This window comes from Streptomyces sp. NPDC003697, from assembly GCF_053587115.1.
Map to the genome: position 1 here is coordinate 1 of NZ_JBSFNN010000087.1, position 23,918 is coordinate 23,918.

Genomic DNA, 23,918 nt, shown 5'->3' on the forward strand with positions numbered 1-23,918 from the left:
CCGTCTTCCCGGCCGGGGTCAGCCCGTGGCCGTGATGCGTTTGCTTGCCGACGTCCAGGCCCAGGAAGACGCCCACCCCGTCGATGCTGATCACCGTGCCCCCACATGTGTCGACGCGTGCCGGCCCCGAGGTCGGGAGCCGTTCTCGCGCAGCCACGTTATGCAGACCTGCCGCCCACAAGCGGCCGGGCATTGCGCCCGGCCGGGCGGTGGTCGGACCTCTGATCAGCGTCTCCGACGGCACCCCTCGGGCCCGGTGACACCACCCCCCAGGTCATCCCTTCGACAGGGGGCAACAGTCATACCGGGCCCGGAGGCCAGCGGCCCTCTTGCAGGACCGCGAAGAAGATAACGGGGCCTCGTCAGATCGGGAGCAGGCGGGAGACCAGGGCGCCGAGCTGGCGGGCGTTGCGGCACTCGTGCATCTCGACGAGACCGGCGTAGGCGGGCGCGGCGGAGTCGCCCGTGCCCCACTGGGCGCGCGGCTCCGGGTTGAGCCAGTACACCCGGCGGGCCCGCCGGGTGATCTCCCGGAGGGCCGGCAGGTTCGGGTCACTCATGTTGGTCCGGGCGTCGCCGAGGACGAACACGGTCGAGCGCGGGCCGGCCGCGTCCCCGTACCGTTCCGCGAACTCGCCGAGCGCGACGCCGTAGTCACTGCTGTCGTGCCATCCGGTGAGGCGGGCCTCCGCCTGGATGCGGGCCCCCAGCCCCTCCGGGTCGGCCGTGCCGTGCCGCAGTAGCCCGGTGACCTCGTCGATCCGGTTGACGAAGGCGAACACCCGTACCCGGGCGAACTGGTCGTGCAGCGCCTGCACCAGGAGCATCGTGAAGTCGGAGAAGCCCGCCACCGAGCCGGACACGTCGCACAGCAGCACCAGTTCGGGGCGAGCCGGGCGACGCCGGCGCAGGACCGGCCGCACCGGCACACCGCCCGTCGACAGCGAGCCGCGCAGGGTGCGGCGCAGGTCGACCGTGCCACGGGCGGCACGGCGGCGGCGGGCGGCCAGTCGGGTGGCGAGCTTGCGGGCCAGCGGCTGCACGGTCCGGCGCAGCTCGGCGAGCCGGTCGCGGCCCGCGTGGAGGAAGTCGACCCGGTCCGCGCTCGGCGCCACCGCCCGCCGGGCGATCTCCTCCCGGCCGCGTCGCTCGGCCACCCGGCGTCGCGCCTCCGCGGCCACCTGCCGGCGGAAGACGTCGATCCGGTGCCGGATCTCGTCGTCGAGCAGCCGGTCGGCGAACCCGTTCCCGCTGCCGCCCGCTCCCGCGCGGATGTTCGCGCGCACCCGGGCCAGCAGCGTCTGCGGGCGCAGCCGCTCCAGCGTCTGGTACGCCGACCAGCCGTCCGAGGCACCCGACGCCCCGTAGCCGCCGAAGCCGTCGACCGCCTCGGCCGCCAGCCGCTCCAGCAGGGCGGTGTCACCCGCGGCGAGGGCGTCCGCGAGCCGGTCCCGCAGGTCCTCCCGATCCGCGGGCCGGCCGTCGGGCGCGCCGACCGCGCGCGGGAAGTACAGGTCGAACACCGGGTCGAAGAGGGGGCGCTGGCCGGGGCTGTGCAGCAGCGTGGCGGCCAGACCCTCGCGCAGCATTCCGCGGTCCGCCAGGCCGAGGGCCTCCACCGCCCGGGCCGCGTCCACGGTCTCGCCGGTGCCGATCCGGACGCCGTGCGAGCGCAGCGCTGCGACGAGTCCGGTCAGCCGGTCCGCCACCCCGGCCGGCGCGGGGCCGGTCACACCGCGTCCAGGTCGAGCTTGGCGGACGCCTTCAGCACGTCCTCCTGGTGCTTGAGGAGGACGCCGAGGCTGTCGCGCACGACCTGCTCGTCGAGGGTGCCGGCACCGAGCGCGAGCAGCGTGCGCGCCCAGTCGACCGTCTCGGCGACCGACGGCGCCTTGCGCAGGTCCATGGCCCGCAGCGCGCCGACGACCCGCACCACCGAGGTGGCCAGCGCCTCGTCCAGTCCTGGCACCTTCAGCCGCACGATCCGGCGCTCCAGCTCCTCGTCGGGGAACCCGATGTGCAGGAACAGGCAGCGGCGGCGCAGGGCCTCCGACAGCTCACGGGTGGCGTTGGAGGTCAGCACGACGAAGGGGCGGCGTGTCGCGGTGATCGTGCCCAGCTCGGGCACGGTGACCTGGAAGTCGCCGAGCAGTTCCAGGAGCAGCCCCTCGACTTCGACGTCGGCCTTGTCGGTCTCGTCGATCAGCAGGACCTTGGGGTCGTCGCCGCGGATCGCCGTCAGCAGTGGGCGCGCCAGCAGGAACTCCTCACTGAAGATGTCCGTCCGCGCCTCGTCCCACGTCTCACCGCGCCCGGCGCTGATCCTCAGCAGCTGCTTGGCGTGGTTCCACTCGTACAGCGCCCGGGCCTCGTCGACGCCCTCGTAGCACTGCAGCCGGACCAGCCGGGCCCCGGCGACCTCGGCCACGGCCTTGGCGAGCTCGGTCTTGCCGACCCCGGCGGGGCCCTCGACCAGCAGCGGCTTGCCGAGGCGGTCGGCGAGGAAGACGGTCGTGGCGACGGAGGGCGAGGCCAGATAGCCGGCCTCGGCGAGGCGGGCGGAGACATCGTCGACGGACGTGAACAACAGGGCCTCCAGCGCGGCGCGGGCGAACGGCGTTCCGGGAAGATATCTAAGCGCTTGTTCACGTCTTCTGTCACGAGCAGGACGCGGTGAGGGCGTCCGCACGCCGAATCGGCTCCTCCGCTCTCCGCGGCCCAGCTGACGCTGACGTGGTGCCGCCGCTCACGCTGGTGCTTGCGGCCCCGTGTCACTCGTTCAGCAGCACCACTTCCAGCATGCGCGGCCCGTGCACCCCTTCCACCCGGTCCAGCTCGATGTCACTGGTCGCGGACGGGCCGGAGATCCAGGTCAGCGGGCGCGCCGGGTCCAGCCGGTCCAGCGCCTCGGGGACGGAGGCGACGACCTGGCCGGGCACGCGGACGACGCAGATGTGGTGGTCGGGCACGAGCGTGATGCGGCGGCGGCCCTGGTCCGGCGAGCCGTCGAGGACGATCGTGCCGGTCTCCGCGACGGCCACCGCACACCCGGTGACCACGCCGTCGACCCGGTCCAGCTCGTGCGGCGTGCTCCGGGCGTCGTCGGCGACGCGGGTCACCTCCGTCGCCGCCAGCCAGTCCTCGTCCAGCCCGGCCGGGACGAGGACGGACGCCGCGCCCCGCTCCGCGAGCAGCCGGGCGATCAGCGCGGGCAGCGCGCCGGCGTCGGTGCGGTGCACGACGGCCCGGTAGTCCGCGAGGTTCTCCGCCAGCAGGTCCACCGTCTCCTCGACGGTGCGCTCACCGTGCTCGCGCAGATAGGCACGGGAGACGGCCTGCTCGTACGGCGTGTCGTCGCCGGGCACGTCGGCCAGCGCACGTCGCACGCGGCCGAGGATCCGGTCCCTGCTGTTCACCGCGCCTGCCCCTCACCGCTGTTCGCGTCGTTCCCGCTGTTCGCGGAGTTCCCGCTGGACTCGCCGCTCGCGGAGTTCCCGCCGTGCGTGCGCCGCCACCAGTCGCGGAACGGCTCCGCGGGCACCGGTGGCAGGTCCCGGGTGCCGCTCCACGCCCTGCCGGGGCCCGGCAGGGTACGCGGGTGGAGACGGCGGGTGCGGGAGGCCAGCCGCTGGCCGGCGCGCAGGACGCCGGGGTGGCTGAACGCCCAGCGGGCCCCGCGCATGGCCGCCCGCTCGGCGGTGTGGCCCTTCGCCGGCCTGAGCACCACCTTGTTGCCCCGCCGGGTCACCGGGCCGCCCTCGGCGACCCGCTCGCGCAGGTGCACCAGCACCTCGGGGATGTCGATGGCGACCGGGCACACCTCGTAGCAGGCGCCGCACAACGACGACGCGTAGGGCAGTGAGGCGTCGATGTCGCTGCCGGTACCGCGCAGCTGGGGGCTGAGGATGGCGCCGATGGGGCCGGGGTACACCGAGCCGTAGGCGTGGCCGCCGGCCCGCTCGTACACCGGGCACACGTTGAGGCACGCCGAGCAGCGGATGCAGCGCAGGGCCTGGCGGCCCACCTCGTCGGCCAGCGTGTCGGTGCGCCCGTTGTCCAGCAGCACCAGATGGAACTCCCGCGGCCCGTCGGCCGTCCTGGCATCGGTCGTCCCGGTCCACATGGACGTGTACGGGTTCATGCGCTCGGCCGTGGAGGAGCGGGGGAGGGTCTGCAGGAACACCTCCAGGTCCCGCCAGGTCGGCACCACCTTCTCGATGCCGACGACCGAGATCAGCGTCTCGGGCAGGGTCAGGCACATCCGGCCGTTGCCCTCGGACTCCACCACGACCAGCGTGCCGGTCTCGGCGACCATGAAGTTGGCGCCGGAGATGCCGACCCTGGCGCGCAGGAACTTCTCCCGCAGATGCAGGCGGGCCGCCTCGGCGAGTTCGGCGGGGGAGTCCGACAGGCCCTCGGGGGCCGGGCGGCCCCACCGCGCCATCTCGGAGCGGAAGATGTCCCGGATCTCGCCGCGGTTGCGGTGGATCGCCGGGACCAGGATGTGCGACGGCCGGTCCCCGCCGAGCTGCACGATCAGCTCGGCGAGGTCGGTCTCGTAGGCCCGGATGCCCTCCGCCTCCAGCGCCTCGTTGAGCCCGGTCTCCTGGGTGGCCATCGACTTGACCTTGACGACCTCCGACTCACCGGTCGCCTTGACCAGGCCGGCCACGATCCGGTTGGCCTCCTCCGCGTCGGCCGCCCAGTGCACCGTGCCGCCCGCCGCCGTGACCGCCTCCTCCAACTGCTCCAGATAGCGGTCGAGATGGCGCAGGGTGTGGTCCTTGATCTGCCGGCCCGCCTCACGCAGCGCCGCCCAGTCGGACACCTCGGCCACCGCCCTGGCCCGCTTGGCGCGGATCGTGTGGGTGGCGTGGCGCAGGTTGCCGCGCAGTGTGGTGTCGCGCACGGCCTCGCGGGCGGCCTCGGGGAAGGCCGGGGGAAACGCGGGCATCCCCAGATACGTTCCGCTCATGCCGCCGGGTCCTCCTCCGTGCTCGCCAGGATCTCGGCGATGTGCACCGGCCGCATGCCCGTCCGCAGACGGGTCATGGTGCCGCCGATGTGCAGCAGACAGGAGTTGTCGGCCGCGCACAGCACCTCGGCGCCCGTCGCCTCGGCGTTGCGCACCTTGTCGAAGCCCATCGCGGCGGAGACGTCGGCGTTCTTCACGGCGAAGGTGCCGCCGAATCCGCAGCACTCGTCCGCTCCGGGCAGCTCGGCCAGCTCCAGTCCCCGCACGGCCCGCAGCAGCCGGCGGGGGCGGTCGCCGAGTCGCAGGACACGCAGTCCGTGGCAGGTCGGGTGGTACGTCACCCGGTGCGGGTAGAAGGCGCCGACGTCCGTCACCCCCAGCACGTCCACCAGGAACTCCGTCAGCTCGTAGGTCTTCGGGACCACGGGCGCCAGGGTCGCGGCGAGCGAGCCGCCGCGACCCTCGGCGCGGGCCCGCTCGCCCATGCGCGGGTACAGCTCCCGCACCATCGCGCCGCACGACCCGGACGGCGTCACGATGGCCTCGTAGTCCTTGAAGACGTCGGCGAAACGGCGCGCGAGCGGCTCGGCGTCGTGCCGGTACCCGGTGTTGTAGTGGGCCTGCCCGCAGCACGTCTGGTCCATCGGGAAGTCGACGTCGACCCCCAGCCTGGTCAGCAGCTTCACCACAGCGCGGCCGGTGTCCGGATAGAGCGTGTCGTTGACACAGGTCAGGAACAGAGCGACACGCATCGCGGCTCCCCTTGATCGGTCATCGGATGGATGCAGGGTAGTCAGGCGGGCGGCGCCGGTGGAACCGTGGCTTCCTCCGGCGGTGAGCCGCGTCGCGCCCCGCCTGCCCGGGCGCCGGTGCCCGCCTGCCCGGCCCCGCCGATCGTCCCGGCCGGTGCGTCCGCTGACCCACCGTTCAGCAGGATGTTGTGATCTCGGCGCCCGGCGGCGGACGGACGTGTGCTGAACTGGCACCTGGCCGCAATACCTTTCGTCCGTCCCGGGAGTCTGCGTTGTCTGCGTTCTCTGCGTTCTCTGCGTTCTCTGCGTCGCACGTCACCTACCGCCAGCCCGGTGTCGTCCTCACCGACCACCACTTCACCGTGCCCCTCGACCACGACGACCCGGCCGGGGAGTCGATCGAGCTCTACGGCCGGGAGGTGGTGGCGAGCGACAAGGCCGGGCAGGACCTCCCGTGGCTGCTCTACCTCCAAGGCGGCCCCGGCTTCGGCGCGCACCGTTTCGTCGGCAGACAGGCCTGGCTGGCCCGCGCCCTTCAGGACCACCGCGTCCTGCTCCTCGACCAGCGGGGCACCGGCCACTCCACGCCCGCCGGCCGCCAGACCCTCCCACTGCGCGGCGGCCCCGCCGAGCAGGCCGACTACCTCACGCACTTCCGCGCGGACGCGATCGTCCGCGACTGCGAGGCCATCCGCCCCCGGGTGACGGGCGGCGCGCCCTGGACCGTCCTCGGCCAGAGCTTCGGCGGCTTCTGCACGGCCACCTACCTCTCCACGCACCCGGAGGGGCTGGCCGCCGCCGTCATCACCGGCGGCCTGCCGTCCCTGCACGCCCACGCCGACGACGTCTACCGGGCCGCCTACCCGCGCATCGAGCGCAAGGTCACCGCGCACTACGCCCGCTACCCGCAGGACGCCGAACGCGCCCGCCGCATCGCCGACCACCTCCTGACCCATGACGTGGTCCTGCCGAACGGCTACCGGTTCACCGTCGAGGCCTTCCAGTCGCTGGGCATCCTGCTCGGCGGCAGCGAGGGGAGCCACCGCCTCCACTTCCTGCTGGAGCACGCCTTCGTCCCCACCGAGCAGGGGCCGGCGCTGTCCGACGCGTTCCAGGAGGAGGTGCAGGGGCTGCTGTCGTACGCGAGCCACCCGCTGTACGCCGTCCTGCACGAGGCGAGCTACGCCCAGGACGCCCGCCCCACGGCCTGGTCGGCCGAGCGGGTGCGCGCCGAGTTCCCGCAGTTCGACGCCGCCAAGGCGCTCGCCGGCGACGGGCCGCTGCTGTTCACCGGCGAGTCCGTGCACCCCTGGATGTTCGACAGCGACCCGGCGCTGCGCCCGCTGCGCGAGACCGCCGGCCTGCTCGCCACCCGCACCGACTGGCGGCCCCTGTACGACCCGGCCCGTCTCGCCGCCAACGAGGTCCCCGTCGCCGCGGTCGTCTACCACGACGACATGTACGTCGACGCGCAGCACTCGCTGGAGACCGCCCGGGCCGTACGCGGCCTGCGTACCTGGGTGACCGACGAGTTCGAGCACGACGGCGTCCGGGCCGGCGGCCCCCGCGTGCTGGACCGGCTGCTCGCCCTCACGCGCGACGAGGTCTGACGCCGCCGCCGGTGGTCACCGGGGGCCAGGGCGCGCCCGGGTCGGTAGCGTACTGCCCGCGGCCGGCCTCGTCCGGTCCGGGCTGCGCCGGGCCCTGGAGGAGACCGAGCGGCTCAGCCCCGGCACGCCCGGCGAATCGCCGCGCTCGACGTCGGCGCGCACCGGCAGAGGGTCGACGTGCTGCTGCTGCGCACCAGCGAACTGGCCCGCGCCGGGGTGCGCGGCAGGAAGAAGGACCGGCGCGGCGCGGACCTCGTCGGCGCCCGGCTCAAGGGCGCCGACCTGCGGGGCGCGAACCTGCGCGGCGCCTGCCTCATCGCTGCCGACCTCACCGGCGCGGACCTGATCGGCGCCGACCTGCGCGACACCGACCTGACGGACGCGGACCTGAGCGGCGCGTTCTTCGTGACGCAGTCGCAGGTCGACGCCGCCCGGGGCAGCGCCGGCACCCGCCTGCCGCGGTCAGTCGCCCGTCCCGCGCACTGGACGGCGCGGGCCTGAGCCGGCCTCGTCCGGGACCGGCACGGGCGCCGGAGCAACGCCCGCCGTCCGCCGCTCCAGGCGCAGCCGAAGGCCCTCGGGCATGAGCGTCAGCCGCTCGGCCACCGTCAGCCGGTAGTCCGGTTCGTGGAACAGCTCGTAGCGGCGCAGCAGCAGTCCGAGGACCAGCGTCGCCTCGTGCAACGCGAACTGGCGGCCGATGCACGCCCGGGCGCCCGTGCCGAACGGCTTGAACACGTGCGGGGGACGGGCCCGCACGGCTCGCGCGTCGAAGCGGTCCGGATCGAAGCGCTCGGCGTCCGCGCCCCACACCTCGGGGTCCCGGTGCAGCATCGGCGTGAGCACCAGCGCCCACGCGCCCCGGCGCATCGGGTGCTCACCGGCCAGCACCGTGTCCTGCCGGGCCTCGCGGGCGAAGGCGGGCGCGGTGGGCCACAGCCGCAGTGACTCGTCGAGCACCCGGCGGACGTAGCGCAGCTTGGCGACCTGCTCGTAGCCGGGCGCCGCCTCCCGGCCCCAGACCCAGTCCACCTCGGCACGGGCCCGGGCGGCGACCTCCGGGTGGCGGGCGAGGTAGTGCAGGGCGAAGGACAGGGCGCCCGAGGTGGTCTCGTGGCCGGCGACCAGGAAGGTGATCACCTGGCGGCGCACGTTCTCCGGGGACAGCCGCTCGCCGGTCACGGGATGGGCCGTCGCCAGCATCCGGTCCAGCAGGTCCCCGTCGCCGCTCGCCGTGCGGCGGGCGCGCACCAGGTCGTCGACCGTGCGGTTGAGACGGGCGATGTCGGCGGCGTTGCGGCGGCTCGCGCCGCGCAGCAGGAGCGGGGCGAGGACGAGGGGGACGGTGTTCAGCCGCTGGGCGTGGCTGAGCGTACCGACCATCGCGGTGACGAACGGATGCGGACGGGAGCGTTCGAAGGAGCCGAAGTCGTGCCCGAACCCGGTGCGCGCGATCGTCTCCAGGGTCAGCTTGGTCATGTCGCCGGGGACGTCCACCGTGCGCCCCGCGGCGAGCGCCCGGTCCCAGTGGCCGGTGAGCCGTCCGGCGACGTCCAGCATCATCGTGTGGTAGCCGGCCATGGCCTCCCGGCTGAAGCCGGGGGCGAGGACGTCGTGTGCCAGCTGCCAGTTGGGCTCGTGGTTGTACGCGGTGAACAGGCCGTCCCCCGCGACCGGCCGGAGGTTGGCGACGCCCAGGCCGACGTGCTTGGCGAACCGCGTCTCGTCCGCCAGGTCGGCCACCAGCCGCCCGCCCCACACGAAGACGAACTCCTTGCCGAACGCCCGGCGCCGGAAGATCGGCCCCAACTGCCGCGCCTGGCGCAGGGAGTCCTGGACCGGGGTCCGCGGGTTCACGCCGAGGACGTCGCCGAGCAGGGGGAGCCGGCGCGGCGGGTGCGGAATGCGGTCCAGCTCGGGCCAGCCCTGCTCGGCTCCGCGGAAGCCCTTGGGCAGCCCGGTCGCGGTCGTGGTCTCCGCCATGACGGGGTCTCCCTTGATCCAGCGCGCCGTTGCCAGTGCCGCGGCAGGCAACGTTCGCCCCGTCGCGGCGCCCGGCACGCCGAGAGCACGCACCGGACGCCGCTCCTCGACGGGCAGACGTTGCCTGCCGCGGCACTAGTGGCGTGCGGCCTGTTGTACGTGGATTCAGTAGCGCGGTCCAGTCTCGACCCGTTGTTGAATGCACGTCAAGTACAGTGCGGGCATGGCCGCGAACCAGGGGGAGCGCACGCGCCGCCGGCTCAGCACCACCGAGCGCAGGGAGCAGCTGCTGACGGTCGGGGCGCGGCTGTTCTCCGAGCACCCGTACGACGACGTGTGGATCGAGCAGGTCGCCGAGATCGCCGGGGTCTCCCGCGGGCTGCTCTACCACTACTTCCCGACCAAGCGGGACTTCTTCGCGGCGGTCGTCGAACGCGAGAGCGCGCGGATGCTGCGCATGACGGCGGCGGTGCCCGGGGTGGCGGTACGCGAGCAGCTCACGGCAGGTCTCGACGCGTACCTGGAGTACGTCGAGACCCACGCGCACGGCTACCGGGCCTTCCACCGTGCCGACGCGGCCGGTGACCAGGCCGTGCGCCAGGTCTATCGCCGGGCCCTGGCCGCCCAGGAGCGCCAGATCCTCGCCGCCCTCGCCGCCGACCCGGAGTTCGGTGCCGCGGCCGGCCGGCGCGCCGACCTGAACCTGGCCGTCCGGGGCTGGCTGGCGTTCACCACCGCCGTGTGCCTGGAGTGGCTGCGCGGCCCGGACCTGACCCGTGAGCAGGTACGCGATCTGTGCGCGCGGGCCCTGCTGGGCGTCCTGGCGGCCTGAGCCCGCGCCCTCGCGGAGGTCCGCCCACGTGCAGTGCCGCCCTCGTGGAGCCCTGCGCTGCCCCGGCGGTACCCGCGGGGCGTTTCGGAGGCTCGCGCCGTCCGGGGGTCCGGTCGGCGGACGCTCCGCTCCTGGGGCGCCCCCGCCGACCGCGTCGCACGGCTGACCGCGCGCACGTCCCGCTCGCCCGGGCGAGCGCCGCCGTGCGCCGCCGTCCCCGCGCCCTACAGCGGCAGCGCACAGACCGCGACGGGCGAGGCGAACGGCTCACCCGCCAGGCGCAGCGCGCCGCTCGCCCGGTCCACGTGGAAGACGCTGACCGTGCCCGACCTCTGGTTCGCCGCGAACAGCAGTCCGCCGTCCGGCGAGAACGCGATCTGCCGCGGGAAGTCACCGGCCACCGGCACCGTGTCCAGGAGCCTGAGCCGGGCCCCGCCGGCCTCGACGGCGTAGCGGGCGAGACTGTTGTGCCCGCGGTTGGCGAGGTAGGCGTAGGCGCCGTCGGCCGTCACCAGGATCTGCGCCGGGTGGTTCGTCCCTCCGGCCGACCCCGTGGACTGGGGCGCGCCGACGGCCAGCCGCCCGGTGGCCGGCTCGTAGGAGCAGACGGCGACGGTGTCGTCCACCTCGTTGGCGAGGTAGGCGTACCGGCCGCCGGGGTGGAAGGTGAGGTGCCGGGGGCCGGCGCCGGGCCTGGTGTGGGCCCGGGCCACCTCGGTGAGCCGCCCGGCACGGGTGTCCAGGCGGTAGCTGTACACGGTGTCGGTGCCGAGGTCGACCGCGAGGACGTGTCCGCCGTCCGGGGCCGTGACGACCTGGTGGGCGTGCGGGCCCTGCTGCCCGGGGCCGGGCGGCGGGCTGGAGTGGGTCACCAGGTCGGTGCGCTCACCGAGGGCGCCCGAGGAGCCGATCGGGTGCACGGCCACGCTGCCGGACCCGTAGTTCGCGCTGAGCAGCCACCGCCCGTCGGGATGCACGGACAGGTGACAGGGACCGGATCCACCGGTGCTCCGGGTGCCGAGCACCGCGCCGTCCGCCCGGCGCACCGCGGTCACCCCTCCGTCCTCGCGCTCGTCGACGGCGTACAGCGTGCGGCCGTCCGGGTGCGCCGCGAGGTACGAGGGGTCGTCGACACCGGCGATGGTGCCCCGGCCGGTCACGGCGCCCGTCACCGGGTCGTACACGGCCACCCCGAGACCGGCGCCGCCGCCGTCGGCGGAGGTGTAGGTGCCGAGGTACAGCGGGCGGGGACCGGACGGCTCGCCCGCCGGGCGCCCGGCGCCCGCGGCCGGCTCGGGGGCGGCCGGAACGTCGGCTCCGGGCGGCTCGCTCGCCGGCCCGGCCCCGGACCCGGGAGCCGCCGGTGCCGGAACGGCCGCCACGGCGGCGGCTCCCGTCAGGGCACCGACGAACCGGCGTCTGCTCCAGCCGCCGCGCGGCGCTTCCGCGTCCCTGCCCATGCCCGCACCCCAGGTGGTCGACTGCCTCGGTCCCGAGAGCCACCTTGACGTGCACGCGCCCCGCCGGGCAAGTGCGGCACCGGGCGTCGCTCTCGCCGCCCAGGCCCTGTCGTCGGACACGCCTCGTCCCCCGAAGGGCAGGGGCAGGGAGTCCGGCGGCAGGGCCTGGCCCCGGCCGCGGCTACCAGTCCCCGTCCTGCACCGGCTTCCCGGACGCGTCCTTGAGCGGCTTCACCTGGTGGGGCGCCGGCTGCTGCCACGGCTCGTGGTCGTCGCCGATCCAGTCCCCGACCGGCTTCACCGCCTCCAGTGCGTCGGCCGGGGCGAGGTCCTGGGCGTCCTCGTCGTAGTAGTCGAACCAGGGCAGCCCCGCCCGGGTGTACGCCGCCCGGTCCACGGGGGACGGCGGAGGAGCCTCGCCGGTGATGCGGCGCCACTCCGGCGGGGTGACCAGGTGCACGAACACACGACCACCGGGCTGCTCGGCCCAGTCGGTCAGCGGCCGGTCGTCCCGGTAGACCTCCTGCCGCATCGAGCCGCCCGCACCCAGCCCCATGGCCACGGCCGCCCGGGGCCGGGCAGCGCGCGGAGCGGCGGCCGGCACCGCCGGGCCGGGCCCGCCCCCGAACCCCGGGGCCCCGCCCGGCGCCGGCGGGCCCGCGCTTCCGAACGGCTGCACGGATGCCCGCTCCCGCTCCGCCCGGCGCCGCCGCTCCTCCTCCCGCCACCTGGCCAGCTGCTCGTCCCTGAGCGGGAAGGACCTGAGCTGGACGCCGCCCCAGACCTCCTCGCCGGTGACCTGGCCCTCCACCGTGGCCCCGAGCCCCAGCGGCACGGCCACGAACTGGCGGACCGTCCCCCTGCCCGAGTTGATGCCGTCCAGCCACGGCTGGCGCGGCAGCACCAGGTAGTTCTGCGGATCGCGGGAGAGCCGGTCGCTCCAGGGCCGGCCCGAGACCGCGCAGACCTTGCCCACGCCGACCTGCAGCGCGGCCGGCTCCGCCGTCCCCGTGAAGCTCAGCCACATCGCCTCGCGCAGGTACGCCGGCAGCATCACCCCGCCGCGAGCCCGCCACTGCTCGGGCACCGTGTCCGGGTAGTCCGCCACCCGCCGCACGGGGAACTCGCCGAGCCCCGGCGGCAGCGGATGGGTGCCCTGCTCCGGCAGCCGCAGGGTGCGCACGAACCGCACCGCCACACCGCCCGGCAGTCGCAAGGTGTTCCCGTCGATCCGCACGGTCGTGTCCGTCATGCGCACGCTCCCCTCCGTCATGACCCCTGTGCCCCTGGACGGACGGCCCTCACCGGTACGGAGACCGTGACACCGGGCCGCGCCGGTGCCCTCGTCACACAGAACGCCGCCCGGTGCCCTCGCGGTTCCGCCGCAGCCGGACCGGCACCCCCAGCCGGATTGGTACCCCCAGCCGGACCCGGAACCGGGTCAGACGCGACCTGCGCTCGCGCTGCGCCCGGGTGTGGCGGTCCAGCTCCTCCATCAGCCGGCGTGAGCGGTGTTCGGTGTCCATCTCGTCGAGGATGCGGTCGATCTCGGTCAGCGCCGCGCCGAGCAGCTGCCAGTGCGCCGCGTCCCGCTCCACCTCCTCCAGCAGCAGCTGGGCCAGCTTGTCGCGCGTGGCCCCGGCCTGCCGCAGCTCGCTGCTGAGCCGGGACTCCGCCGACTCGGCGCTGACGCTGACGTCGGTGGTGACCAGCACCGCGAAGCTGACCACGGCGTCCGCGACCTCACACATCAGCTGCTGCACCACGGCGCCCGCCTGGCGGGGGAACAGGGGTTCCGGGCCGCGCCGCTTCGCCAGGTCGGTGAAGGTGCGGGCGAGCACCCGCAGGACGACCGTGCAGATCTCCAGGGTGTCCAGGCCGGTGCGCAGCACCACCCGGTGCAGCAGGCCCTCCCGCACGCGCGGGTTGAACCGGAGGCTGTCCTCGGCCTGCCGCAGCGCCGCGTCGACCTGAACGATCTCGTGGTCGAGCCGGCGTGCCTCGTGCAGCCGGGCCGCCGCGCGCTCCACGGCCACCTCCTCGGCCGCCTCCTCGCCCAGGCGCAGCATCAGCTGCCGCATCCGCCGCGCCAGGCCCTCGATCGACTCGCCCGCCTGTTCGGTCCACACGGGCGGAGCGAGCAGCAGATTGCAGGCCATGCCGACCGACGCGCCGATGAGGGTCTCCAGGACCCGGATCCAGGCCGTGCTGCCGACGGCGGTGACACCGAGCACCAGCATGGCGCTGATCGCCACCTCGACCACGAACTCGTCGGCCCGGACCAGGTGCCCGACGGCGAGCGAGGCCACGATCACCAGGGCGAGACTCCACCAGGTCAGGCCCACCAGCATGGAGAAGGCGATCGCGACGAGCACGCCCGCCACCACGGAGTTGACCCGGCGGACGGCGGTGGTCACGGTGGAGTAGAGGGTCACCTGGACGACGAGCAGCGCGGTCAGCGGAGCGGTCAGCGGCGCCGGCTCGGGGCTGAGCCACTTCGCGATGACGTAGGCGATGGTCGCCGCGGTCGTCGACCGCAGTGCCTGCACGACCATGGGGTCCCGGTGGCGCCTGACCAGACGCACGAGCGACGATGTCCACTCACGTACAACTTGCATCCCTTGCGCTGTTCCCCTTTCGTGTGCGCTCGAACGTGCACTTCGAGGAACGTGCCCGCCCGCTCGTGTCCGTCCCGCGCGAGGGCGGGTGTGAAGCACGGGTCCTCTCAGGAGACCAGCTTGTCCAGGAAGGCGAAGAGGTTCCCCGTCGTCCGGGCGATCTGCTCCTCCAGGGTGAGGCTCTCCTCGAAGCGCGTTGCGGAGTCGGGGACCTTCTTGCCGCGCACGTACAGGGAGCAGGCCAGGTCGCTGCACATGTACACGCCGACCGAGTTGCCTTCGCGGCCCGCCGCACCCGCCTTGCGTGCCGTCATCAGGGACACGCCACCGCCGCGGTGCGTCGTCAGGCACAGCGAGCACATGCTGCGGTGCAGGAAGCCCCGCTGCGAGGCGGGGAACCGCAGGGCCACGCCGACCAGCCGTCCGTCCCGCTCGGTGACCAGATAGCTGCGGTCGGGAGCGCCGGGGTCCCGCCAGCCCAGGAAGTCGAGGTCGCTCCACGGTCGTTCGGTGAGGTCGCGGGGGAGCGTGAGGCGTTTCGCCTCGCCCTTCGAGCAGTTGACGAACGAGCCGCGGATGTCCTGCTCGGTGAGTGATCTCATGGGTGCTCCTGCCATGGCCGGTGATCGACACCCGAGGGAGTCGAAACCTAGAGGGGTTAGGTACGTGCCGAGGGTAAGCAGGTATCGGGCGGAAGATCCAGCGATTTTCCGGCGCCGGCCGCCGGGTGCCCGGGGGCGGGCCAGGGTGCACGGCCTGACGACGTGGTGTATGCGCGGGCCACGCGCGCGTGCCCTGCCCTCCGCGGTGACCGTGAACCGGACCGCCCGGCCGTCCCGGGTCTCCCCGGCCGGGGCGACTGCGGCCGTCCGGGTCTCCCCGGCGGGGGTGACTGCGGCCGTCCTGGGCCTCCGCGCCGGGCGGAGATCCGCATCAGGTCTTAATTTATCTCCTGCACTAAGTGGCCGCCGAAGTCGCGCCGCGATGGCTTCCGACGGTATGTTGCAGCTCGGGCCGGGCTGTGGACCGGGTGCGAAGGGGGCCGACATGGCGGGGCGGAGCGGGCGTACCGTACGCGATCTGAGACGGGGCAACCGCACGGCCGTGCTGCAGCGGCTGTACTTCGACGGCCCGCTCAGCCGCTTCGAACTGGGCCCGGCGACCGGCCTCAGCTCCGGCTCGGTCAGCAACGTCGTCGCCGACCTGATCGCCGACGGCCTGGTCGAGGAGGCCGGCAGCGTCGACTCCGACGGCGGCCGCCCGCGCACCCTCCTGCGCGTCGCCCCCGCCAGCGGCCACATGATCGGCGTCGACGTCGGCGAGACCCGGGTGCGGATCGAGCTGTTCGACCTCACCCTCACCGAACTGGCCCGCACCGAGCGCCCGCTGGAGCCGCAGCGCTACGACGTCGGCGTCGTCACCGGGCACATCCGGGACGGCATCGCCGAGGTGCTGGCCACCGCGGACCTGCCGCCCGAGCGGCTGCTCGGCGTCGGCATAGGCGTCCCCGGAATAGTCGAGCGCACCCCGGACCGGGGCGCGGTCGTGCACGGGCAGACCATCGGGTGGGACGCGGTGCCGCTGGAGGCCCTGCTGCGGACCGGGTCGCTGCTCCCGGACGGCGTCCCCTACCTCATCGACAACGGGGCCAGGACCCTCGGCCAGGCCGAGATGTGGTTCGGCGCCGGGCGCGGTGCCCGCAACGCGGTCGTGGTGCTCTTCGGCTCCGGCGTCGGCGCCTGCCTCGTCACCCCCGACGTCGACCACGGCCGGGCGGTCGAGTGGGGACACCTGACGGTACGGGTGCGGGGCCGCCGCTGCCGGTGCGGTGCGCTCGGCTGCCTGGAGGCCTACGCCGGCGCCGAGTCGCTGCTGGCCCGCTGGCGGGAGGAGGGCGGGCACCCGCCGTGGGACACCGACGAGGAGACCGCGCTGACCGCGATGCTGTCGGCCGCCTACCCGGCGGGGGACACCCCCGCCGACCCCGTCGCGCTCGCCGTGCTGGAGGAGACCGCGGAGTACCTGGGGGCCGGGCTGTCCGACCTGATCAACCTCTTCCAGCCCGAGCGGATCCTCATCGGCGGTTGGGCCGGTCTCCAGCTCGGCGCCCGCTTCCTGCCCGCCGTGCGCCGCCACGCGACCGCGTACGCCCTGCGCCACCCTGCCGGGAAGGTCACCATCGACCTCGGCCGGCTCGGCCCGGACGCGGTCACCGTCGGTGCCGCGATCCTGCCGCTCGCCGGCTTCTTCGCCCGCGGCGGCCGCCGCGCGGAGCCCGCGCCGCAGGCCCCGCTCCCGGCCTGGCGGACCGCCCTGGAGGAACGCACGTCCTGAGCGGCGCGGACCGGCCGGCTCCGCGCCGGGCGTGGACGGCGCCGTGCCGGACGCCGAAACGTCCTGCTGGGCGGAGGGGTGCCCGGCCCGTCCCTCTCGGGGGCGTGGGCGGCGTGTGCGGGTGGGAGCTGCTGTTGTCTTCCGGGCGGAGGGACCGCCCATGCCGTCCGGGGAGGCGCCCGGCACCTCCCGTGAGCGTGGGCGGCAGGCCGTTCGAGGCGGCGCGGCCGAGGCGACCGGCCGGCGCACGACCGGTGGGCCGCCGGGCCTGGGCGCGTCCCCGGCCGGGGTGAACGGGCCCCCTGCGTCCTGCCGTGCGGGCCGGCGGGGATCATGGGCGCCAACAGCTACCGCGCCGTCCGAAGGAGCCTTCCCGTGAGCCACGACATCGCCGGCGTCCGTGCGCAGTTCCCCGCCCTCAAGGCGGGATGGGCCCACTTCGACGGCCCGGGCGGCAGCCAGACGCCGCAGCCCGTGATCGAGGCCGTCGCCCAGGCCCTCGCCTCCCCGATGGCCAACCGCGGAGCGGTCACCCTGGGTGAGCGCAACGCCGAGAACCTGGTCGACGGCGCCCGGCAGGCCATGGCCGACCTGCTCGGCGCGGAGCCGGGCGGCATCGTCTTCGGGCGCAGCGCCACCCAGCTGACCTACGACTTCGCGCGGACCCTGGCCCGGACCTGGTCACCCGGTGACGAGGTCGTCGTGACGCGGCTGGACCACGACGCCAACATCCGGCCCTGGGTGCAGGCGGCCCGTGATGCCGGAGCCGTCGTGCGCTGGGCCGACTTCGACCCGGCCACCGGCGACCTGACCCCCGCGCACGTCGGCGCCCAGCTGTCCGACCGCACCCGGGTGGTCGCGGTCACCGCCGGCTCCAACCTGATCGGCACCCGGCCGGACGTCCCGGCGATCGCCCGCCTTGCCCACGACAGGGGCGCTCTCGTCCACGTCGACGGTGTGCACTCGACGGCGCACACCCCCGTCGACCTCGCCCGGCTCGGGGCGGACCTCTACGTCTGCTCCCCGTACAAGTTCCTCGGTCCGCACCTCGGCGTCCTGGCCGCCGCCCCGGACCTGCTGCGGACCCTGCACCCGGACAAGCTGCTGCCCTCGACCGACGCGGTTCCCGAGCGCTTCGAACTGGGAACGCTGCCCTACGAACTGCTGGCCGGCACCCGCGCCGCCGTCGACTTCCTCGCCGGCATGGACCCCCAGGCACGCGGCACGCGGCGCGAACGCCTGCTGGCCTCGATGACCACGCTGGAGGAGCACGAGGACGCCCTGTGCCGCCGGATCGAGGCCGGACTGACCGCGCTGCCGGAGATCACCGTGCACGGGCGGGCGCCCCGGCGCACGCCCACCCTGCTGCTGACGATCGAGGGCCGCGACACCGCCGACGCCCACCGCCATCTGGCCGGGCGCGCCGTCGCCGCACCGTCCGGTTCCTTCTACGCCCTCGAGGCCTCCCGGCACCTGGGGCTCGGGGACACCGGCGGTCTGCGTGTGGGCCTCGCCCCGTACAGCTGCGAGGAGGACGTGGACCGGCTGCTGCAGGGGCTGGAGGACTTCCTGCGCACGACGCCGTAACCCCGACAGAGACACTCGGACGGTCGGTGAACGGCGCCCCGGCCGGCAGCGGCGGCCGCCCGGCACGGGACACCGGAACGGTCAGGGCTTGCGGGCCACGCCGCCGTAGATGTCCGTGGGTCTGGGCACGGTGCCGGGCTCGGGGCGCCACAGCGGGCAGGACACGATACCCGGCTCCAGCAGTTCGAGGCCCTCGTAGTAGGCGGCGAGCCGGTCCGGACTGCGCAGCACGTACGGGACGGCGCCGGTGTCGTCGTACCCCTGCTGCGCCTTCCGGAGCGCCTCGTCGGTGTCCGTGCTGTCGTAGTGCACGAAGTAGCTGCCCGGCGGCAGGGCTGCCTGGAGGCGGCGGACGATCGACACGGCCTCCTCGTCGTCCTGGACGTGGCCGAGGATGCCCATCAGCATCAGGGCGACCGGCCGGCCGAAGTCCAGGACGCGTCGTGCCCGTTCGACGATCTCCTCCGGCCGGTGCAGGTCCGCGTCGATGTACTCGGTCACGCCGTCCGGGGTGCCGGTGAGCAGGGCCTGCGCGTGGCGCAGCACCAGGGGGTCGTTGTCGACGTAGACGATGCGAGACGAGGGGGCGATGCGCTGGGCCACCTGGTGAGTGTTGTCGTAGGTGGGCAGTCCGGTGCCGATGTCGAGGAACTGCCGGATGCCGAGCTCGCCGGCGACCAGCGTCACGGCACGGATCAGGTACTGGCGGGAGGCGCGGGCCATCGTCTCGATGGTGGGCGCGACCTTGCGGTAGGCGTCGCCCGCGATCCGGTCGACCTCGTAGTTGTCCTTCCCGCCCATCCAGTAGTTCCAGATGCGGGCCGAATGCGGCACCGTCGTGTCCATCTTCGACAACGCGTCCTGGTCCGGGCGGCCGTCTGCCATGGAAGGTCTCCTGCCGTGCGTCAGGCGGTTCTTTCTCCAACCTAGCGACAACCGGCGTGTGTGGAGGGCGACTTGACGATCTGGCGGGCCCCCTGGGCTGCGTCGTGGACCTGCGGGCCACCGCCTCGCGCCCGCCGTCCCGCCGCGTGCGCCCCGGATTCCGCGGACGGCGGCGGGACGGCGGGTGGCGCGGCCGGCGGTCAGGCGACCAGGAAGTCCGCCAGGCCGGCCTTGGCGCCCTCGAGGAACGCGATCATCTCCTCGCGGGTGTAGATGAGGGCGGGCCCCTCGGAGTCCGTGGACTGCCGGAGGGCGACCCTGCCGTCGGGCAGGCGCTTGGCCTCGACGCAGGAGCCGCCGTTGGTGCCGCTCCAGGGCTTCTCCCAGCCCTCCGTGCCCAGCGCGCCGGCGGGCGCACCGCTGCAGAGCCGGTCCTTCGATCCCATGGTCACAACTCCTTACGCAGTTCAGCCAGGATGTCCCTGGTCCGAGCGACCGGCTCCGCCTGCACGGACATCCGGTCGAGCACTTCGAGACAGGTCACGACGTCGTCCGGACGGTCGTAGTAGACCGAACCGGCCAGGTTCTCGGTGTAGACGACGTCGGGCAGCTCGGAGAATCCGAAGCGGAAGTGGTGGAAGGGCCCGAAGGCGCCCGGGTGGGCCCCCGTGGAGAAGCGCATGATCTGGATCCGCACCTTCGGCATCTCCAGGACCTCGGCGAGCCGGTCGATTTGGGCTCGCATCACCTTCACGCCACCCACCGGGCGGCGCAGCACCGCCTCCTCCAGGATGGCCCAGACGGCCGGGGCGTCCGGCTTGGCGAGCAGGTCCTGGCGCCGGAGGCGCAGCGCCACACGACGCTCGATCTCCCCCGCCGACTCGTTGGGGAAGCCGGTGCACATCAGGGCGGTGGCGTACTCGTGCGTCTGCAACAGACCGGGGACGTAATGGGGTTCATAGAGGCGGATGACGCTCGCCTCGCTCTCCAGGCTGACGTACGCGCTGAACCACTCCGGCAGCACGTCGCGGTACTTGTACCACCACCCCGGCTTGTTGGCCTCCCTCGCCAGGGCGAGGAAGTCGTCGATCTCCGCCGCCGGGACCCCGTAGGTGCGCAGCAGTTCCCTCACGTACGGGATGCGCAGCCCCACTTCGGCCTTCTCCATCCGGCGGACGGTCAGCGGGGTGACCTCGATGGCCCGTGCGGCCTCGTCGAAGGAAACCCCCGCTCGCTCCCGCAGGTGACGAAGACGCTTGCCGAGGACCATCCGCAGCACGGTGGGCGCACTGCCGCCGGAGCGGTTCTCGCTCACGTGCCACCTCCCGGAACGGCCGTCACGGCGTGCAGTGTGCCACGCCGCCGACGACAGAGACAGGCTGGGGACGTTCGTTCTGAAAATATCAGGATGCAGCTTGCGGCGTCCGAGTGCCGCAGACCATAGTGATCCGGGAAGCTGCCGCCCGAAGACGCGCGCCTCGTCGGCCGACCGGACCCGACGGCATGGAACTGACGTCCCGCCAGGTGCGGCCCGGCCGCACACGACCACGAGGCGAGACCTGGATGGCCACGGTGACCGACGGACTGCCAAGCGGCCCCGACGAGGGCCCCGTCGGCGGTGGGGCGACGGCCGCCGCCCTCACCGACCCGGCGCCGGGAGCCGGGTCGGGGCCGGTGACGGCAGCCGGGGCGGGCCCGGCGGCCGAACTGGTGCGCCGGGCCGACGAGTCCCGGGAGCTGATGCGGCTGGCCGGTGCGGATCCGAGCCCGGACCGGCGCCGTCGCGTCGCCGAGTGCCGACGCGCCAACGGTGAGGCCCTCGAGGCGATCGTCCGGCGATACGGCTGGCCGGCCGCCGAACTGGTCGGCCTGGAAGCGTCGACGGCGGCCCTGATGATCCTGCTGCACGCCCCGGACCTGCGCTTCCGCCTCCTCTGCCGCGACCTGATCGCCCAGGCGACCGCCGACGGCCACTGCCCGGCCGTCCACCTCGCCTACATCGCCGACCACTGCGCCGTGGAGCTGGGCGAGCCGCAGTTCTACGGCACGAGGGTCAACCCGGTGACGCTCCGCCCCTACCCGGTCCGCCGTCCCGCCACGGTCGACGAGCGCCGCCGGGACGTGGGCCTCGCCCCGCTGGAGGAACAGATGCGGGCGCTGCGACGCCGGCACGGCTGACAACCGGGGCCGGTCCGGCACCGCCTGCGCCGCCGGGCCCCAGGCTCCTGCCGGCAGGGTCCGCGCGACATCCCGACGCGTGGCCCGGCGAGGAGGTTTCGCACGTGACCCCGAAGGTACTCGCGTCCGGTTCGACGAAGGCGAAGGGAGGACGTCGTGGCCGATCACAGCCACGAAACCCCCGGTGAGAGCGGCACCCCCGTTCCCCGGGACATGCCGGACCAGCAGGCCGGCGCCGGCGAGGACCGCTGGGCGGCCGCCCCCGACCGTGAGGCGAGCGACGACGAGCGGCGAGACGGCCAGGAAGCCGAACCCGCCACCGACGTCCCCGACACGGACGTCGCGGGCACCGGACGGCGGGGCGAGGCCGAGACGGACACGGCCCAGACCGACCACCCCACCCCGGACGAACCCTCCGACTGAACGAACGACGCCGGCCCCCTGACGACCGACCCCGGCGACCCGGCAACTTCAGCTCGGCGTACGCCGCCCACTGTGATCCGCCCGGGACGGCCCGCGTTCAGCGGCGGGCTCGCTCTGCTCGCCTCCTCCGGCCGCGAGCTACTGACCGTGGCGGGTCTCACGGCCCGGTCTGCCGCTCGTCCCGACCCTGGGGGACCGGGCGGCAGGCACGAGTCGTACCGGGTCGCAGGCCGCCCGCCCCGCTCGGCGGGCGCGCCGCGGTGGCGTCAGCCGACTCGGCCGGCGTGCAGGGGGGCCGTGTCCGCGCCGGCGCCGGACTGCATGCCCTGCAGGAACTCCTGCAAGGTCTCGGTCGCCGTCCGCTCCGGTTGCCAGTCCAACTCCGTGCGGGCGCGGGTGGAGTCCATCAGCGGCATGCGCAGGACGGCGTCGAAGAGGTGCGGGGAGGCGGGGAGCAGGTGCAGTCCCCAGGCCGCGGCGATCGCCGAGCGGACCGCCGTGCGGGGGATGCGCACCGGCTTGGCGCCGAGCAGGTCGCCCAGCACCTTGGCGTCCACCGGCGGGTCGGCGGCCAGGTTGAAGGCACCGCGGACCTCACGGCGCAGCGCCTGCCGGTACGCCCTAGCGGCGTCGTCCGTGTGCAGCGCCTGCACCCGCAGGCCGGGGATGTCCGGCAGGTACCTCAGCAGTTCGGGCCGGGCCAGCGCACCCGGCAGGTACCGGCCGCCGAAGATGCGGCGCTGCTCGCTCGCCGACTCCCGTTTGAACAGGAACGCCGGACGCATCCGCACCACCCGCATGTCCGTGTGGTCGCGCTCGAAGGCGTCGAGGGTCCGTTCCAGGTAGGCCTTCTCCCGGCAGTACGCGGCGTCCGGCCACCCGTGCGTCGGCCACGACTCGTCCACCGCGCGGTCCTTCGGGCCGGGGGAGTAGGCGCCGACGGACGAGGCGTGCACGAGCACCGGCACCTGCGCGGCGGCCGCCGCCTCGTACACCCGGATGCTGCCGAGCACGTTGGTGCGCCAGGTCGTCGCCGGCTCGTGCGTCGGCTGGAAAGCCCACGCCAGGTGGATGACGGCGTCGGCGCCCTCGAACTCCTCGGCCAGAGGAGCCTGCTCCGACGCGATGTCGACCGCGGACCACTCCGTCTTCGGCGGGGACCACTCGGGGATCCGGCGGGCCAGACCCCGCACCGATCCGATCTCCGGGTCCTCGGAGAGAAGGCGGACGACACTCGTGCCGACGTTGCCGGTGGCGCCCGTGACCACGATCCTGCTGCCCGAAGCGCTGCTCACCATCGGCTCCTCTCACGACTGGGACGGCGGACGCCCCGGGTACCCGGCCCCGGACGAGCCGATGCACACGAGCGCCGGGCGGCGTCCTGCCGCGTGCCTTCGCGCTGGAGCGGCGCGGCAACGAGGTGTGCCGGCGTACGTCCACCTCCCTCGTCGGCCGCTGCCCGAGCGCAACGCCCCGTGCGGCGGGCGCCGTACAGAATTCGTCGTCACGCCCGCGGAGTTGCCCAGGCTGGACCTGCCGGTGCCGGTCGTGCACGGCACGCACGACACGTCGGCCCCGCTGGAGGCGACCGGCCTTCGCACGGCCCGCCCGGTGCCCGACGGCATGATGAAGGTCTGTGCGGACGTGGGCCACGGCCTGTTCGCCACCCACGCGGACGGGCTCACGGACGACCTGCGCGCGTTCGCCTCCGGCAACTGATCCCGCGGGAGAGCCTTTGTCCCCGGCACCTGGCTCCGAACCGCCTCGACTCCGGCAACCGACGTGCGGACCGCGTTCGTTTCCGGCACCTGGTCCCGAACCGCCTCCGGCTCCGGCAACCGACGTGCGGACCGCGCCGGCCACCGGACGGTGGGGGCGACACGCCCGAGTGTGCCTGGCCGGGGCGGGTGCCCTCCGGTCCCGCCGGTGGCCCGGGTGCCCCGGCCGGGCCGGGCGGACGTCAGTCCCGGTGTGCGATGCCGGTGACCGTCGTCGGTCCGAGCGGAGCGTCGTTCTCGGCCAGACCCACTTCGCGCAGCGCGTCCGCGGCGGCCTGCTTGGCCGTGCGCTCCGCCGCGCCGCGGTCGTCGGCCGTCACCTCCAGGCGGATGCTGAACGTGTTGTCGTCGTTGACGGTGAGCAGGTCGAGGTCCTCCTGCCGCCCCAGGGACGTGTGGTGCGGATCGGCCCGCCGCAGCCTGTGCGTGAGGCCGTCTCGCTGTTCTGCGCTCAGTCCGCGCAGGAACGTACCCGGGATGGTGATGACGTACGTGCTCACGTG

The 23,918-nt window shown here is 74.2% G+C and carries 22 protein-coding genes and 1 pseudogene; 8 read left to right on the plus strand and 15 right to left on the minus strand.

Translation table 11 applies throughout. The features are described from left to right. Positions 1 to 362 precede the first annotated feature (362 nt). The 5 genes from ACWDNY_RS26265 to ACWDNY_RS26285 all read right to left on the minus strand — a co-directional run bounded on the left by ACWDNY_RS26265 (position 363) and on the right by ACWDNY_RS26285 (position 5,727). Positions 363 to 1,733 (minus strand): VWA domain-containing protein, encoded by a 1,371-nt coding sequence (locus ACWDNY_RS26265; protein WP_451648264.1) that lies wholly within the window; start codon positions 1,731 to 1,733, stop codon positions 363 to 365. Beyond that, positions 1,730 to 2,590, minus strand: a complete 861-nt coding sequence (locus tag ACWDNY_RS26270; protein WP_451648288.1) for an AAA family ATPase — start codon at positions 2,588 to 2,590, stop codon at positions 1,730 to 1,732. Before ACWDNY_RS26270 ends, ACWDNY_RS26265 begins: the two co-directional genes overlap by 4 nt. A 181-nt stretch (positions 2,591 to 2,771) precedes the next feature. Next, positions 2,772 to 3,416, minus strand: a complete 645-nt coding sequence (locus tag ACWDNY_RS26275; RefSeq protein WP_451648265.1) for a LutC/YkgG family protein — start codon at positions 3,414 to 3,416, stop codon at positions 2,772 to 2,774. Further along, on the minus strand, positions 3,413 to 4,975 hold the full coding sequence (locus ACWDNY_RS26280) for a LutB/LldF family L-lactate oxidation iron-sulfur protein (protein WP_451648266.1): 1,563 nt from the start codon (positions 4,973 to 4,975) through the stop codon (positions 3,413 to 3,415). The genes ACWDNY_RS26275 and ACWDNY_RS26280 overlap by 4 nt, the downstream gene beginning before the upstream one ends. Beyond that, complete coding sequence (locus tag ACWDNY_RS26285; RefSeq protein WP_451648267.1) at positions 4,972 to 5,727, minus strand: (Fe-S)-binding protein; 756 nt, start codon at positions 5,725 to 5,727, stop codon at positions 4,972 to 4,974. Before ACWDNY_RS26285 ends, ACWDNY_RS26280 begins: the two co-directional genes overlap by 4 nt. Before the next feature lie 272 nt (positions 5,728 to 5,999). Between ACWDNY_RS26285 and ACWDNY_RS26290 the strand changes: the two genes are divergently transcribed. Then, the gene (locus ACWDNY_RS26290) at positions 6,000 to 7,337 is read left to right on the plus strand and encodes an alpha/beta fold hydrolase (protein ID WP_451648268.1); all 1,338 of its coding nucleotides are present in this window, start codon (positions 6,000 to 6,002) and stop codon (positions 7,335 to 7,337) included. A gap of 52 nt (positions 7,338 to 7,389) precedes the next feature. Then, positions 7,390 to 7,838: pseudogene (locus ACWDNY_RS26295) on the plus strand (pentapeptide repeat-containing protein); the annotation flags it as partial. Here ACWDNY_RS26295 and ACWDNY_RS26300 read toward each other — a convergent pair. Continuing rightward, the gene (locus tag ACWDNY_RS26300; RefSeq protein ID WP_451648269.1) at positions 7,800 to 9,320 is read right to left on the minus strand and encodes a cytochrome P450; all 1,521 of its coding nucleotides are present in this window, start codon (positions 9,318 to 9,320) and stop codon (positions 7,800 to 7,802) included. The pseudogene ACWDNY_RS26295 and the gene ACWDNY_RS26300 overlap by 39 nt on opposite strands. A gap of 223 nt (positions 9,321 to 9,543) precedes the next feature. On the opposite strand from ACWDNY_RS26300, the gene ACWDNY_RS26305 reads away from it, so the two are divergent. Next, the gene (locus ACWDNY_RS26305; protein ID WP_451648270.1) at positions 9,544 to 10,152 is read left to right on the plus strand and encodes a TetR/AcrR family transcriptional regulator; all 609 of its coding nucleotides are present in this window, start codon (positions 9,544 to 9,546) and stop codon (positions 10,150 to 10,152) included. 224 nt (positions 10,153 to 10,376) lie between these two features. Here ACWDNY_RS26305 and ACWDNY_RS26310 read toward each other — a convergent pair whose 3' ends face one another. The 4 genes from ACWDNY_RS26310 to ACWDNY_RS26325 form a co-directional block, all read right to left on the minus strand. Next, positions 10,377 to 11,612 (minus strand): lactonase family protein, encoded by a 1,236-nt coding sequence (locus tag ACWDNY_RS26310; protein WP_451648271.1) that lies wholly within the window; start codon positions 11,610 to 11,612, stop codon positions 10,377 to 10,379. A gap of 181 nt (positions 11,613 to 11,793) precedes the next feature. Then, positions 11,794 to 12,864 carry a hypothetical protein gene (locus tag ACWDNY_RS26315; protein WP_451648272.1) on the minus strand — a complete coding sequence of 357 codons (1,071 nt, stop codon included), beginning with the start codon at positions 12,862 to 12,864 and terminating at the stop codon, positions 11,794 to 11,796. Between the two features lie 94 nt (positions 12,865 to 12,958). Next, entirely contained in the window at positions 12,959 to 14,230 is a 1,272-nt protein-coding gene (locus ACWDNY_RS26320; RefSeq protein WP_451648273.1) for an FUSC family protein, read from the minus strand. 107 nt (positions 14,231 to 14,337) lie between these two features. Then, positions 14,338 to 14,832, minus strand: coding sequence for an FBP domain-containing protein (locus ACWDNY_RS26325; RefSeq protein ID WP_451648274.1), 495 nt, complete (start codon positions 14,830 to 14,832; stop codon positions 14,338 to 14,340). 445 nt (positions 14,833 to 15,277) lie between these two features. Here ACWDNY_RS26325 and ACWDNY_RS26330 point away from each other — a divergent pair, with 445 nt between their 5' ends. Beyond that, positions 15,278 to 16,564 carry an ROK family protein gene (locus ACWDNY_RS26330; RefSeq protein WP_451648275.1) on the plus strand — a complete coding sequence of 429 codons (1,287 nt, stop codon included), beginning with the start codon at positions 15,278 to 15,280 and terminating at the stop codon, positions 16,562 to 16,564. Positions 16,565 to 16,939: 375 nt separating this feature from the next. Further along, positions 16,940 to 18,151, plus strand: coding sequence for a cysteine desulfurase-like protein (locus ACWDNY_RS26335; protein ID WP_451648276.1), 1,212 nt, complete (start codon positions 16,940 to 16,942; stop codon positions 18,149 to 18,151). Positions 18,152 to 18,232: 81 nt separating this feature from the next. Here ACWDNY_RS26335 and ACWDNY_RS26340 read toward each other — a convergent pair whose 3' ends face one another. The 3 genes from ACWDNY_RS26340 to ACWDNY_RS26350 form a co-directional block, all read right to left on the minus strand. After that, entirely contained in the window at positions 18,233 to 19,036 is an 804-nt protein-coding gene (locus ACWDNY_RS26340; protein ID WP_451648277.1) for an SAM-dependent methyltransferase, read from the minus strand. 200 nt (positions 19,037 to 19,236) lie between these two features. Continuing rightward, positions 19,237 to 19,482 (minus strand): DUF397 domain-containing protein, encoded by a 246-nt coding sequence (locus ACWDNY_RS26345; protein ID WP_451648278.1) that lies wholly within the window; start codon positions 19,480 to 19,482, stop codon positions 19,237 to 19,239. Between the two features lie 2 nt (positions 19,483 to 19,484). Then, entirely contained in the window at positions 19,485 to 20,351 is an 867-nt protein-coding gene (locus tag ACWDNY_RS26350; protein WP_451648279.1) for a helix-turn-helix domain-containing protein, read from the minus strand. A 188-nt stretch (positions 20,352 to 20,539) separates the two neighbouring features. On the opposite strand from ACWDNY_RS26350, the gene ACWDNY_RS26355 reads away from it, so the two are divergent. Further along, on the plus strand, positions 20,540 to 21,214 hold the full coding sequence (locus ACWDNY_RS26355) for a DUF6624 domain-containing protein (RefSeq protein ID WP_451648280.1): 675 nt from the start codon (positions 20,540 to 20,542) through the stop codon (positions 21,212 to 21,214). 156 nt (positions 21,215 to 21,370) lie between these two features. After that, positions 21,371 to 21,637: a hypothetical protein gene (locus ACWDNY_RS26360; protein ID WP_451648281.1), complete on the plus strand. Its 267-nt coding sequence runs from the start codon at positions 21,371 to 21,373 to the stop codon at positions 21,635 to 21,637. A gap of 266 nt (positions 21,638 to 21,903) precedes the next feature. Here the strand turns inward: ACWDNY_RS26360 and ACWDNY_RS26365 are convergent, their stop codons facing one another. Next, the gene (locus tag ACWDNY_RS26365; protein ID WP_451648289.1) at positions 21,904 to 22,932 is read right to left on the minus strand and encodes an SDR family oxidoreductase; all 1,029 of its coding nucleotides are present in this window, start codon (positions 22,930 to 22,932) and stop codon (positions 21,904 to 21,906) included. On the opposite strand from ACWDNY_RS26365, the gene ACWDNY_RS26370 reads away from it, so the two are divergent. Further along, entirely contained in the window at positions 22,898 to 23,356 is a 459-nt protein-coding gene (locus ACWDNY_RS26370; RefSeq protein ID WP_451648282.1) for an alpha/beta fold hydrolase, read from the plus strand. The genes ACWDNY_RS26365 and ACWDNY_RS26370 overlap by 35 nt on opposite strands. A gap of 241 nt (positions 23,357 to 23,597) precedes the next feature. Here the strand turns inward: ACWDNY_RS26370 and ACWDNY_RS26375 are convergent, their stop codons facing one another. Further along, a complete protein-coding gene (locus tag ACWDNY_RS26375; protein ID WP_451648283.1) occupies positions 23,598 to 23,915 on the minus strand; it encodes a hypothetical protein in 318 nt (105 codons plus the stop codon). Positions 23,916 to 23,918: the final 3 nt, after the last annotated feature.